This window comes from Alteromonas sp. CH_MED4-4 (genome assembly GCF_037029575.1).
GTDB lineage: Bacteria > Pseudomonadota > Gammaproteobacteria > Enterobacterales > Alteromonadaceae > Alteromonas > Alteromonas macleodii.
Genome location: NZ_JAYMEU010000015.1, coordinates 1 through 12,926 on the forward strand (window position 1 = coordinate 1; position 12,926 = coordinate 12,926).

Genomic DNA, 12,926 nt, shown 5'->3' on the forward strand with positions numbered 1-12,926 from the left:
TTTTATTATCGAGTTCGAGGAACGCCTCGAAAAGCATATTAACTAATGGCAGTTACACAGAATCTGTTACAGGCTCAACAAAAAAACACTAAATTGACCGAACTTCCCCTTTTCGTTGCTAACGAAGAAGGTAAAGTTCTTAAAATCGACTGGAAAGAATTATAACTTAATGCCTTATTTAGTACTGAGTTCTACCACCATAAGTCGGAGCTTTCTTCTTGTATTACGAGAAGGCCAGTACTGTATCGACCGAGCTGAATGAGTACTGAGCCAAAGTATTACTAACTAATCCATAAAATTATCAACCGTTTCGATTAGCTCATCCACGTTTTCAATCAGTGTTTGACGCTGTTTCTCTGAAAGAGTTGAAAATATCTCGGCCAGTAGCGTTGCTGTCACAGTCATATTATGAGCACTACTTTGCTTGTACACATCGCTTTTATAATTATCCGGATTTTGCATTAGCGACACCAATTCTTGCTCAAACCTTTCGTTTTGCTTGCGCGAAACGAATAGCTTTCTTGCCGCATTTTGAATGTTTCTGCGATACGTTATCCAAGCGTCACCTGTAGAAATAAATTGTTGTGCGTAGGTGCTAACAATTTGTTTTTGCTCTTTACTTAGATCTCCAATACGCTCACTTATTGTTTCTTGTATTCGCTCAATTCTATCTTTAAGTCTCTCTGCTTCAGACTTTTCCAGCGCCTCTTGTCGCTCTTCCTCTTCTTCTTTATTGTCTTTTTCTAATGCCGCAAATAGGGTGACAACTTGTTCATCATCGAGTGTTTTAGCAATAGCCGCTAATTCAGGACTGACCTCGTCTCGTACGCGCTCCCAATGCGATCTAGCTAGCTCAAGGTTGTTATAAACAATACTCGAATTAAGGGTGTCATTCTGAATCTGCTTTTTTATATCCTCTAATTGCGCTTTATAACGAGTAAGTTCACTCTTCTTGTGCCAGCTCAACCAGTTTTGTAAATGCGCATCAAACTTCTCCTCTTGCTCACCTTTAAGCTCGATGTAGTCGTCCATGTACCAATACACCCACCAATCCAGGTTGTTATAGGCCAGCTTAGAACTGCATGAAGTAAGAAAAATAATAAAGACAACAACCAACAATGAACGCATAGTATTTCCTTTTTTTACGTTAGTTACGTCGTGACAAGCAAAAACGCTTATTGCTGTGTACTGAAAAATTGAATTTTACTTTGATATTACGCAATAAATATCCGCAATAGAGAACTTTACGTTGCACAGCCTTTACTCTACTTTAATGGCATTGCCTGTAAAAAGAAGGACTTTAATGTGTCAAAACGTGTCGCAATTTTAACCTCTGGTGGCGACGCCCCAGGTATGAATGCATGTATACGTGCCGCAATTATTGCGTGTCAGAAAGCTAATTTTACCTTACTTGGCTACAAGCACGGCTACAACGGATTACTACAGCAAGAGTTTATTCCTCTATCTCTTGATTCAACGCACAATCTTATCCAGCAAGGCGGCACCATACTACACAGCGCAAGGTGTAAAGAATTTAAAAATCGTGAAGGGCTTATCAAAGCGGCTGATAACTTGAGACAGGCAGAGATCGACACACTTATTGTAATCGGTGGTGACGGATCTTTTCGCGGCGCAGCAAAGTTGAGCGAACTATGGGATGGCCAGATTCTTGGTATTCCTGGAACAATTGATAACGATATAGCGGGCACTGATGCCACTATAGGCTACTTTACCGCAATAGATACCGCCATGAGTTCTATCGATAAAGTTCGTGATACAGCTGATGCGTTCGAACGTATTTTCCTTGTAGAAGTAATGGGTCGCAATGCTGGCTTTTTAGCATTAAATGGTGCCCTTTCCGCGGCTGCTGACTATGTGGTTGTTCCTGAGTTTTTTGAATCCGCTGAGACTGAAATCAAAAAGATCGTAAACCAGATAAAAGCGCAGCGTGCTTTGAAAGGGCCCGTCAGTTTTATTGTTGTAGTAGCTGAAAACGTTTGGCCTAATGGCTTAACAGGATTAACCGAAGCTTTGCAGTATCACAATATCAACGACGTTAGGCCAGTAACCTTGGGACATGTCCAACGTGGCGGCTCGCCGGTAGCACAGGACCGACTGCTCGCCACTACTCTTGGCGAATTCGCCATAAGCTTAGTAGGAAGCGACGTCACCAACATAATGGTTGGTGAAGTTAATCAACGCCCTATTACCGTACCTCTACCCAAAACTTGGGAAGAAACAAAACCCCTCAATCAAGCCCGGGTTGACGCTATGCGTACCCTAATGAACGAAAGATACAGCTGCGACTAAGTAAGATGGTTCAGACGCTGTTTAACTTGAAACTTTTATAGATTGTAAAAACAAAAAAGGCGGTGCTTTATAATAAAACACCGCCTTTTAGTACTTAATGCTCAAGCTTCTTTACATCTTCATTGCCGCTTTCACTTTATCACGATGACTGCGACTCACTTTAAGTTCTGTATCATTTTGAAGTATTAAATGATATTCGCCACTAATATGGCTCACTAACTTTTTAACAAAACGGATATTAGCAATAGCTGAACGGTGCACTCGAACAAAGAACTGTGGGTTGAGTTCCTGCTCAAGTTCTTTCATGGTTTTGCGCATTATATGCATGCCATCCAGTGCGTGAACGCACATATAATCACCTGCAGCATCAATCCATTGAATGTCTTGAACGTTTACGCGCGTTACTTCTGAGCCATCTTTAATAGCCAATACATCTGGGTATGGATTGGTTTCAACCGGCTCACCATTAGCTAACTTGCGTAAAATCTCTTCGCAATCATCGCCTGTAAGTTCAGCAACAAGGCTTACCAATTTTTGGGACTGCTCATCTTGATGCTGAGTTGAGTAATATTCACGTACTTTGTTTAACGCCGCACCTAAGCGCTCGTCGTCTGCTGGCTTTAACAGATAATCTAAAGCATGCACGTCAAATGCTTTTATTGCGTAGCTGTCATAAGCAGTTACGAAAACGATCATGGGAATGGGCTGTTTCAGTTCGCGCAACTTGTGAATAACCTGAAAGCCGTTTAAGCCAGGCATTTGAATATCTAAAAACACCAAATCTGGACGATGTTGAGAAATGCTACTTACAGCCTCTAGGCCGTTCTGACACTCTGCAAGCACCTGCACATCATCATGACGCTCTAACCTGGCACGAAGGCCCTTGCGTGCTAAAGGTTCGTCGTCCACTACAATGGTTTTAATCACTTGCTTTGTCATGTTATACGTCCTTAACTTCATAGGGAATGCGTATTCTAACTCGCACGCCTGAAGGCTGATTGTGTTCTATAGAGAATGCAAAATTACGATGATAGAGGGATTGCAAACGCTCTTTTATATTGGCTAGGCCTACGCCGTTTTCTCGACTAAGTGTTCCGTCTTTGATATCTGCACCAGGTCCGTTATCGGCAACATCCATTAACAAATCATTGCCAAATGTACGTGCCGTAATCGCTATACGACCACCATTTTCCATCTTAGATATGGCGTGCTTTATTGAGTTTTCAATAATGGGCTGCAAGATCATGCTCGGCACAAGTGCACTTTCACACCCTTCATCGATGTCCCATAGTACTTCTAGACGATCGTCAAAACGTACCTTCTCTATCTCTAGATAGAGTCGTAATGCCTTTATTTCCTGACCTAGCGGTACTCGCTTTATCGGGTCGTTGTCTAATGAATAACGTAGAAAGTCACTCAAACGCGACACCATCGCTTCTGCTGTGTCGTTCTCTTTTAAAAGAATAAGAGTTGAGATAGCGTTAAGCGTATTAAAGAGAAAATGCGGGTTGAGTTGATAGCGCAACATCTTTATGTGAGCTTGGTGCGCCATGGTACTCGCCTTTAACGCGTTCTGCTTCTCTTTTTGAAGCATTTGGAAGTTCTTGATGCCAAAGTACACACCACTCCAACACCCCACCATTATTAGCGAGTTAATGGTGTTGGTAAAATACATATACCATTCGTCTGGGCGATATCCGTGCTTGTAGATTTCCCAGTAGTTAATGTTTTTCACCACGGCCCATAGCAAAGCAATTAAGTAGCACGACACAATCACTATGATGATCATGTTGAGCGGTGATTGCTTTCTTGCCCATCGATAGATGTAGCGAAGCGGAATGGTTAGCAACCATCCTGCATAGGCATTAAGCATGATGATGAAAACCCAAATGGGTCGAACATCATGGAGAAAAGATCCGATGTAATAAATTATTGCGAACCCTGCCCAGCCTGCACTGTGCAATGTCCAAAATAAACGTTCATTACTTTCTATTACACGCTGAAAGCGACTCACAATATTACCAATTTAAAAACTTATAAGAAGATTATACGCAAGCCTTGCCACGACCCAAGCGCCTTGGTCGTGCCCCTTATGCTTCTTGTCGCAGGGCAAAATCTTGAAATTAGACATGTTTTGGCTATATCAATTCGCTGATTAAGCTCAGTAACTGATATTCATTCTTTTCAGCCAGTGCACCCACCACCAGGCTGGGCCAACCAGCAAGAAGCGCAAATCGTCAAAAAACGAAGGCTTTTTGCCCTCGATATGATGGCCAATAAACTGCAAAATCCACATAACGACAAACAGTACAAGAGAAAATAACCATACTGAGATACTGAAGTGGTCTAGGGTATTAACTGCACCGAAACACAGTATAGTTAAGAGGGTCATTGCAGCCCCAATCGGACCAGACAACATAAAATAATAATACAATACGGGAACCGCTATGATATGCGCCCACGTTATATCGAACTGCGCTATCATTTCAGGTACCGGCAAACTCCAAAGCAAACCTATCATTACGAAATAGATGCTGGGTACGGCAATAGCATGGATGATAACGTTGGTCTTGTTTTGGTGGCTTTCACCGTACTGCATTAAAAGTCGCTCAATACTTCTCATGTAGATCCCCTTAGCCTGTTATTTTGATTATTATCTAAAGAGCACCCAACTATTGTTTTCCTACGTTAACAATGTGTGTCGGGACAACAGCGTTTTTATCAATTTTTCTTCACAGGTAAAGGCGAGCCCATAATAAACCACATCACTATCAAGCTTATGATTTTTAACTTTTGCAGTAAGCGCTACTTCTTTACCGTCCAACGAATAGTTTAGCTTAACCTCAGCTTCATCGAGCATTACCGGCCAATTTGGCTTGACCTGTAACGCTACTTTGCACCCTTTTTCACTTAAATCTATGATGATCCCCGTTACGTTTTCGTCACTGGGATAAACGTCAGCTTCTAACGTTACTGAAACGCCAAGTTGAGCACGCTTTACAGCGCGAAGCCCTATACTTTCAATACGTTTTGGGAAGGTTGTAATAAGTAAGCCTGATGGCTTTGAAAGCAATTTGAGTACTTTCACTTTAAACGCAATAACCTGGCCAGTATCGCCCTCAAGCACAGAACGCACCACGATATCGTTGCCAACAGTCAGAGCATCCCTAACGGTAATCCACTTCGCCGATGTTGGAATATGAAAAAGCAAACATTCATCAATAAGCATGCCTATGTAGTCAGTCTTCACACGCTTTGGCGCTGCAGGCATAGCAATTTGTAAATCTACTGTATCGCCGGGTACCAGCGTACGCAACGATTCCAAATTATCTTCGCTTAGTAAATTGCTTTGTATTTTTTCAGCCATTTGTATTTGTTATTGCTGGATTTAATGTCATTTAACTCAATGTACGCATCAAACAAAAACTTATCAATACTACGATTGAAAACCATGTTCAATAAACGTAAAAATTGCCTCTTAGTAGCAGGCAATCTATTGGGATTAACTCAATAGGTTGATATAGTTGAGGGATAGTTTTGCTTATCTTTTCGGACGTTTATGACCTCTGCTCTTCGCTATACGTTAACTATTTCCAATTGGCGTGCCCATCAATTTACTGTCGCGCTGCAAATACCTGAGCATTCTGGCTCATCAATTGAGCTTAGCCTTCCAAGCTGGATCCCGGGAAGCTACATGGTGCGCGATTTTGCAAAAAGCATTATCGAGCTAACTGCAAACACTTCTGAAGGTCATAGTACTGAAAATGTTGGCGATAGAAGCGTTTATAGCCTTTCGGTAACTAAGCTCGATAAACAAACTTGGCGTGTAGACACAGATGGAAAACCATGTACGGTCGTTTACTCGGTTTATGCCAACGACTTATCTATTCGCTCTGCTTTTATGAACGACCAATATGCGTTTATAAATGGAACCAGTGCGTTTCTAAACGTTTCCGGCTTCGAGAATGTGCCGTGTGAGGTGGACATTGAGCTGAACGACAGCGATTCTGCAACCTCGAATTGGAAGGCGTATACGTCAATGCCTTCTCGTTGTGAAAGTACAAGCCCGTCTCGGTGGCACTTCGTTGAAAAAAATTACGATGAGCTCATTGATCATCCCATTTATGTGGGCATTGCAGACACACACAGCTTTGAGGTTGACGGCATTACGTTTACGTTACTTTTCTCAGGTAACAACAATATTGATTATGAGCGCATAGCAAGTGACTTAACGCCAATTTGCAAGCACCACCTAGATTTGTTTGGTGCTCCACAACCTATTAATAACTACCTGTTTATGACGCTGCTTGCCGACAATGGGTTCGGCGGTTTAGAGCATAAGTATTCTACTGCCCTTCTTTACCCTCGCTTCGACCTTCCTCAAGTTGGTGAAAGTGAGAAAAAAACCGACAGCTACATTACGTTCTTAAGTCTGTGCAGCCATGAATTTTTCCACACATGGCATGTTAAGCGCATTAAACCTAGCGTAATGGTGAAACCAGACTTATCTCAAGAAACATACACGAATCAGCTGTGGATTTATGAAGGCTTTACCAGTTTCTATGATGACGTCACCCTTGCTAGAGCCGGCGTTATTGAACCACAGAAATACCTCGATATTGTTGCGCAAAATGTCAGTCGACTTTTGCAAAACGCTGGTCGCTTTAAACAAAGTGCAGCTGAAAGTAGTTTCGACGCATGGACAAAATTCTATAAGCAAGATGCGAGCGCTACTAACAATATCGTAAGTTATTACACCAAGGGAGGCATTATCGCCCTTGGGTTAGATTTACTCCTTCGTAAGCAGTCAAACGAACAAGTGAATTTAGATACCTTGATGCAGTTATTGTGGAAACACTATGGCGTGGATGAAAAAGGTACGCCTGATGACGTGATCCAAAATCTATGTACAACGCATTTTGGCATTGATGTTTCAGAATACTTAAATCGCGTGGTGTATGGCACAGACGATGTAGAATTGGCTTCGTTAGTATCTGAAATGGGCGTTAACTATGCGGTTCGTGCTCGCGTGTCAGGTGAAGATAAAGGCGGTGCCTCCTCGCTGCCTGCTATTAAAAATCAGCTTGGCGCCACGTTAAAGCCAGCTACCTTCGGACTTACGGTAATGCAGGTATTTGAGGGTCTTGCCGCAATGAAGGCAGGTGTTCTTTTAAACGATGTCATCATTGGGTTAGACGGTCATATCGTCAATGCCCAGAAGCTTCAGCGCCTATTAGATAATGCCCAAACGTCGCAGGTGGAGTTAACGCTTATTCGAGACGGGCGGCTTCTAACCCTGCCTCTTGAGATAACTCAGGCAAGAAAAGAAATGGCTTACTTTGAAATCACTGATGAAGAAAAGCTTAATCAGTGGCTGGGGAAATAACTCCGCCCTGTAGCGTAAAAACTAAAAAGGCGCTTTGAGAGTTTACCTGAAAGCGCCTTTTTCTTTATGACTGTTAAAACTAAATCAAATTAATGATTACTCTTCGGGAGACCCCGAAATGATAGTCTGTGGGTCTAAACGAGTGTTGCCCAAATTAATACGCCAATCCAGATGCGGGCCTGTAGAGCGCCCTGTTGAACCTATCGTTCCAATCTGCTCGCCTTGCTTAACGGTTTCACCCACTTCTACCGTTATAGTGTCCATATGAAGAAACGTTGAAAACACGCGCATGCCGTGGTCGAGAATCAAGGTGTTACCCGAATAATAGAGATCATCAGCCATTGTTACCACACCATCAACAGGTGCATACACAGGCGTGCCCGTTTCATTGGCGATGTCCAAACCATAATGCGGCCATTTCGGCACGCCATTTAGAATGCGCTGACTACCGTAAACACCGGAAATAACGCCTTTCGCAGGCCACTCAAACCGGGTGAATAATGCATCTAAATCAGTATTACCGCTTCGCGCGTTAGCTACGTTGATATTGTCTTGCTTAATACGCGCCGTCACTTCTGCTGGCGGAGAAACCATTTTTTGCTCTAGCCCGTCAATTCGCTGAATGTTGTATTCGCGTTTTTCAAGGGTAATGTCTCGCTGCCACTTTTGGCCGTTGTCTAATTTTACAACCAACGTTTGCTGCAGTGGCGCTTCTCGTTCAAAGCCAACAACAAATTTTCCGTCTTTGTTGGTTTGAACAGTTTCGCCATTAAGCGTTACTTTGGCTCCAGCGGGAGCTTGCCCGCGCAGTAAGGCACCTTGCGTAAACTTACCGTTCAACACTACGTTTACTTGCTCTTGACTAGATAACGCTTCTTTTTGGCCGTTTAACTCTACATCTGCATAAGCAAATGGCATAGAGGCAACTGTGCTAATTGCCACTACACAACTCATTACACGAGATAGTGCGCTATGCAATGCGTTTTTTGAAAGCGTGAGTGCCATAGTTGTTTCCTTTCCCTATAACGAGCTGTGGTCAAATGTTAACCCTTTACTGTGGCGCCTTTACCTACGCCCTCATAAGCGATAACTTGGCAAACGCCATCAGGCGTGCGTTTCTTCTGCTCTTCAAGCAGATACTGCGCCAAACACTCAACTGTAGAGTCGGTTTCGATGACTTCACAATCTGACTTAGGAATTAATAGTTCAAAATAGCCTTGTGACGACTCGTAAGCAAAACAGTAGTAATCCGCTTCATTTGAAACTTGACCTTTAAGCTTTCTGTCGCTGTACGCTATTTCGTCTTCACGGGTTGCTATATATATGTCGGCCCAACGGTCAGCCCAATACTGCTGACTTTCAACACACACTTTGCCGTCAAGGATAATATCAATACGCGAACGGTGACCGTGCGCTATGCGCTGACAATTACCGTCGTGCTTTTTAAGCCCGTGGGTATAGTGATAATACGGAGAATTAATGACTTCCTCACGTAAATGCAGCGTGATGTTTTCAACGTTTTCTGGAAGATGAGTCGCCAACACTTCTTTTAAGTAAACGCCGACAGATTCCATGTTTATCTCATCAGAATAAACAAATGCATAAGCTTCAGCGGGGCAATGTAGCATGATACTACGCCCATCAATGCAGGTGAAGCGCGCTTCTACCTGTTCAGAATCGTCGTCGTGAATAACCTCTGAACCACTGTATTCAGCAGGTACAAGCAACTTGTGATCAACATATTCGTCGATTAGTCGCTTTAAGTTCTTTTTCACGTGACCAAAGTCTTGAACCATGCTCTCTTCGTTGAGCTCACCGTCCAAGATCACATCGACAATCCAGCTTTCCCCTACCATGCCGCGTTTTGGGCAAAGGTAAGAGAAGTCCATCACTGTCAAATCATTTACAAATAATTGCATAACACCCTTGAGTCGAGTTTATATTCTACTAACTAGTATACGTTTTTTATCTTTGCTTCGCAGCGACTAGTCCATTGAAGATTGGCGATTAAGCTGATCTTTTAAATTAGGTGGAATTCCACGGATTGTTAGCGTATCAGTAGCTGGGTCGTAAAATACCCGATCGCCCATTAATTTGCGTTCGAAGCTAAGCGATATACCACCGCCCTGACCGGTAAATTTAGCAAGTTGTTTCAGCGCTGCAGGGTCTGGCTGAATTTCTTTTTCAAGCGGTACTTCCATAGACTGTGTAAACGCAGAAAAGTTACTGCTAGTTTCTTCATTTTGTGGAAGTCGGTTAGCCAGTTCATCTACCGATAAACTCTCGCCCGCATCAATCTTTTCTTTAAAGTACGATTTAACTTCTTCTCTATGCTGGTGCTGCTCTTGCGGGTCTAGTGACTCACTGGCTAGGTAGGCATCGACCGTAGAAATCAGTTGTTTATTTTGCTGTTTAACATCAACCAGCTCTTCGCAGCCTACAAACTGCATAAAGAAGTCTGATACCTTACGTCCCATTCTACCTTTAATAAAACTAACGTAACGCTGCTGCTCTGGTTGAATATCCCACTGAGTTAAATCGAACCGCACAGCGAGCTGCATTTTTGCTAAATCCAAGTGTTCACGCGCAGAAAGGTCTAAAGAGTTTGTCACTTCAACGTGCGAGCGGGTATTTAACAATGCAATCATCAAATACTGTGTGGCTAAATACTCATACTGGCAGAAAATAAGAAAACCGGTCTCAACCGTACCCGTTTCTGCCAAAGTGCGAACTAAGCGATTGGTCGCTGATACCGAAAACGCATGGAATGCATCTTCAACGTTATCACCCGCCGCTTTTTGAATATCCATGTATTGCTTAAGGCCTTCCGCGAATTCTTCTACGTTCTCGGTGCTTTTTTGCGTAGTCGCTTCGCCTTCTTCGTTTTCCACGTTTGCTTCACGGGTAACTTCCGTCACGAAGTGGCCAACCCCTTTTCCAGGTTTAGCATTGAAACTGTGGTTTATTTGATGGGCAAGAAGCTCGATTTCCGGAGTAACAGCTAAGCAGTTGTCACGTGGAATTGCTTCAATTTTCTCTTCTTTGTTTACAATCAAACGATGTACAACAAAGTGATGAATCAGTGCACTCATAGAGTATCGGGTGTCCTGTTGCTTAAAAAGTGTCAGAAATATCCAAAGAATTGCGGGATTTTAGAATGAATGATTGTACTCACTCAAACAACGATTATAATCATTTTACGTGTAAAACCATTCTTTTTATCAAAGAAATCATAAAAAAGAGGCGTAGCAATGCCCCAACAGAGCCGCTATAGCAACGACGAATTCGAAACGCTAATGAATAACGTTATTCTAACCCTTGAAGAAGGCGGTGCAAACCGCGATCTTTCACTTATGGTATTAGGAAATGTCATTACGCACATTTTAAATACTCAGGTAGCCCCTGAAAATCGCGAAGCCATGGCAACGCAGTTTGCCGACGTACTCAAGAAAAGCGTTAAAAATAGCTAAGGGATTGCATGATACTTGCCGAATCACCTCGTCGCCAGCGTGTTACTAAACTGGTAAATTGGGGGCATTGGTTTGCCTTGGCGAACATTATCATCGCCATAGTTATTGCCTCGATTTTTGTTTTCTCATCACCTATGCCTGGCACAGGTGTCGGCACCTTGTATCTTCTAGCCAACTGGTTCGGTCATATTGGTTTTATGACCTTTTTTGGCTTTGTTATTTTTATCCTCCCTCTTTGCTATTTGGTTAACAACCCCAGAGTCATAAAGGTCAGCGCGTCTATTATTGCAGCTGTGGGGCTAGCGCTCTTGGCTTTCGATGCGTTGCTATTTAATCGCACAGGCTTCCATATTAGCTTTCACGCCGCGGATTTACTGCGCAGTGAAGCTCAGTCAACAATGGCGATAGAAAGCTGGCAACAGTGGGCATTTTTATTTCTTCTGTTTATCGTTTGGCTTGGCTTCCAGCTGGTCTTAGCCAATGCAATCTGGAAACGTGTTGAACGCTTCACTCGCCATAAAGTGGGCATCCCTGTTACTACATTTTTTGTCAGCTGTTTTGTTACCAGTCACGCTGTACACGTGTGGGCTGATGCCAAGTTGTATCAACCTATCATAAAGCAGGACAACATGTTTCCGCTTTCTTATCCTGCGACTGCTAAAACGACGATGTCGCGTTATGGCTTGCTTGACTTAGCGGCTTATGAAGAAAGAAAACAACTTCAGTTCAACCCTGATATTCACAATATTACTTATCCAGCCGAGCCGGTTTATTGTTCTATTGAAACAAATAGAAACTTAACCGTGGTTGTCCAGACTGATAACGAACAGGCGGTGGACTTAAGTAACATTAAGCGCAACACCTTAAACAAAGTAGCCAATTACTATTCGACGGCCAGCAGCATAGAAGGCTTAATGACTACTACCCTATTTGGTGTTCCCGAAATATACCAAGACGCTTTATCTCAAAAGCGTCCGGTGTTATTAGCACTTCCATTGGGGTCTGGCATGCCGGTCTCTATTCACAGCGATGAAGCGTTGCCGTTGCCTCAATTAGCGGGATATTTGCAACCACTGAGCAACAATCATGATGGTTTGCATATTGCGTTTTTGAAGAGTGCTGATATCGAAAGCTATGTGAAAAACACGTTAGCGCGTAAACACGATGTGATTGTTGCAACTGGCTTTGGTAGCGAAAGTGGCAAAGGCACGCTGTACAGTACCCTTAAACTGAATGCTAGCTTAGCCAGCACGGAAGATTTAGCGCCTACCATTTTAGGAGCATTGGGATGTAACGCCCCTGCTACGTTTTATTCTACTGGCCAAAGCTTACTTTCTCCTTCAAGACCATGGCTAGTTAGCACCTCTGGTGAACGCATTGTTGTGTTCCATGACAATAAGCGTACTGACGTACTTAGTAACGGCAGCTATGAAATAAGCGACATGGCGACCGGCAAGCGCAGTAAAGAAGCGCTAAATGTCGATTTATTAAGTCAGGCTATTAAACACCTATCACGATTCTCAACACAGAATTAAAATTCTGGCGGCAGACTAAGGAAAGTCTGCCGTTAAGCGCTTCTGTGTTATGTACAACCACTCAAGATAAGTTACGCATAACCACCCATCTAATTGTTTTGCATAACTAATATAGAAAACCAGCACTTTACGAAACACCGGCCCAAACGGGTTCTCGCAACACTCTGTGTTAAGGACGCAAACTAATAAAGACTATAGTTTTAGGCCATCTAGCTAGAGGTGTGG

12 protein-coding genes are annotated in these 12,926 nt (G+C 43.0%); 4 read left to right on the forward strand and 8 right to left on the reverse strand.

Annotation, left to right across the window (positions count from 1 at the left end; translation table 11 throughout):
- Positions 1–285 precede the first annotated feature (285 nt).
- Positions 286–1,128: a DUF6279 family lipoprotein gene (locus WA381_RS11770; protein WP_156086429.1), complete on the reverse strand. Its 843-nt coding sequence runs from the start codon at positions 1,126–1,128 to the stop codon at positions 286–288.
- A 177-nt stretch (positions 1,129–1,305) separates the two neighbouring features.
- Here WA381_RS11770 and WA381_RS11775 point away from each other — a divergent pair, with 177 nt between their 5' ends.
- Entirely contained in the window at positions 1,306–2,310 is a 1,005-nt protein-coding gene (locus WA381_RS11775; RefSeq protein WP_014949508.1) for an ATP-dependent 6-phosphofructokinase, read from the forward strand.
- A gap of 111 nt (positions 2,311–2,421) precedes the next feature.
- Here the strand turns inward: WA381_RS11775 and WA381_RS11780 are convergent, their stop codons facing one another.
- From WA381_RS11780 to WA381_RS11795, 4 genes are all read right to left on the reverse strand, one after another.
- The gene (locus tag WA381_RS11780) at positions 2,422–3,249 is read right to left on the reverse strand and encodes a LytR/AlgR family response regulator transcription factor (RefSeq protein WP_014949507.1); all 828 of its coding nucleotides are present in this window, start codon (positions 3,247–3,249) and stop codon (positions 2,422–2,424) included.
- A 1-nt stretch (position 3,250) separates the two neighbouring features.
- Positions 3,251–4,324 (reverse strand): sensor histidine kinase, encoded by a 1,074-nt coding sequence (locus WA381_RS11785; RefSeq protein ID WP_014949506.1) that lies wholly within the window; start codon positions 4,322–4,324, stop codon positions 3,251–3,253.
- Between the two features lie 147 nt (positions 4,325–4,471).
- Complete coding sequence (locus WA381_RS11790; RefSeq protein WP_061485882.1) at positions 4,472–4,933, reverse strand: Mpo1 family 2-hydroxy fatty acid dioxygenase; 462 nt, start codon at positions 4,931–4,933, stop codon at positions 4,472–4,474.
- Between the two features lie 60 nt (positions 4,934–4,993).
- Positions 4,994–5,677, reverse strand: coding sequence for a PilZ domain-containing protein (locus WA381_RS11795; protein ID WP_014949504.1), 684 nt, complete (start codon positions 5,675–5,677; stop codon positions 4,994–4,996).
- A 192-nt stretch (positions 5,678–5,869) separates the two neighbouring features.
- On the opposite strand from WA381_RS11795, the gene WA381_RS11800 reads away from it, so the two are divergent.
- Complete coding sequence (locus WA381_RS11800) at positions 5,870–7,696, forward strand: M61 family metallopeptidase (RefSeq protein WP_156086428.1); 1,827 nt, start codon at positions 5,870–5,872, stop codon at positions 7,694–7,696.
- Between the two features lie 96 nt (positions 7,697–7,792).
- Here the strand turns inward: WA381_RS11800 and WA381_RS11805 are convergent, their stop codons facing one another.
- From WA381_RS11805 to yejK, 3 genes are all read right to left on the reverse strand, one after another.
- Positions 7,793–8,701, reverse strand: coding sequence for a M23 family metallopeptidase (locus tag WA381_RS11805; protein WP_061485880.1), 909 nt, complete (start codon positions 8,699–8,701; stop codon positions 7,793–7,795).
- 38 nt (positions 8,702–8,739) lie between these two features.
- Positions 8,740–9,615, reverse strand: a complete 876-nt coding sequence (locus WA381_RS11810; RefSeq protein ID WP_014949501.1) for a 6-carboxytetrahydropterin synthase — start codon at positions 9,613–9,615, stop codon at positions 8,740–8,742.
- Positions 9,616–9,681: 66 nt separating this feature from the next.
- Entirely contained in the window at positions 9,682–10,788 is a 1,107-nt protein-coding gene (gene yejK / locus WA381_RS11815) for a nucleoid-associated protein YejK (protein WP_061485879.1), read from the reverse strand.
- Positions 10,789–10,947: 159 nt separating this feature from the next.
- Here yejK and WA381_RS11820 point away from each other — a divergent pair, with 159 nt between their 5' ends.
- Entirely contained in the window at positions 10,948–11,166 is a 219-nt protein-coding gene (locus WA381_RS11820) for a DUF1414 domain-containing protein (protein WP_014949499.1), read from the forward strand.
- Positions 11,167–11,174: 8 nt separating this feature from the next.
- Positions 11,175–12,701: a DUF3413 domain-containing protein gene (locus WA381_RS11825; RefSeq protein ID WP_061485878.1), complete on the forward strand. Its 1,527-nt coding sequence runs from the start codon at positions 11,175–11,177 to the stop codon at positions 12,699–12,701.
- Positions 12,702–12,926 lie beyond the last annotated feature (225 nt).

What these genes read in the sequence shown, in the direction of transcription:
- WA381_RS11770 (WP_156086429.1), bottom strand. Translation starts at nt 1,128, where the DNA reads ATGCGTTCATTGTTGGTTGTTGTCTTTATTATTTTTCTTACTTCATGC.
- WA381_RS11780 (WP_014949507.1), bottom strand. Translation starts at nt 3,249, where the DNA reads ATGACAAAGCAAGTGATTAAAACCATTGTAGTGGACGACGAACCTTTA.
- WA381_RS11790 (WP_061485882.1), bottom strand. Translation starts at nt 4,933, where the DNA reads ATGAGAAGTATTGAGCGACTTTTAATGCAGTACGGTGAAAGCCACCAA.
- WA381_RS11795 (WP_014949504.1), bottom strand. Translation starts at nt 5,677, where the DNA reads ATGGCTGAAAAAATACAAAGCAATTTACTAAGCGAAGATAATTTGGAA.
- WA381_RS11800 (WP_156086428.1), top strand. Translation starts at nt 5,870, where the DNA reads ATGACCTCTGCTCTTCGCTATACGTTAACTATTTCCAATTGGCGTGCC.
- WA381_RS11805 (WP_061485880.1), bottom strand. Translation starts at nt 8,701, where the DNA reads ATGGCACTCACGCTTTCAAAAAACGCATTGCATAGCGCACTATCTCGT.
- WA381_RS11810 (WP_014949501.1), bottom strand. Translation starts at nt 9,615, where the DNA reads ATGCAATTATTTGTAAATGATTTGACAGTGATGGACTTCTCTTACCTT.
- yejK (WP_061485879.1), bottom strand. Translation starts at nt 10,788, where the DNA reads ATGAGTGCACTGATTCATCACTTTGTTGTACATCGTTTGATTGTAAAC.
- WA381_RS11820 (WP_014949499.1), top strand. Translation starts at nt 10,948, where the DNA reads ATGCCCCAACAGAGCCGCTATAGCAACGACGAATTCGAAACGCTAATG.
- WA381_RS11825 (WP_061485878.1), top strand. Translation starts at nt 11,175, where the DNA reads ATGATACTTGCCGAATCACCTCGTCGCCAGCGTGTTACTAAACTGGTA.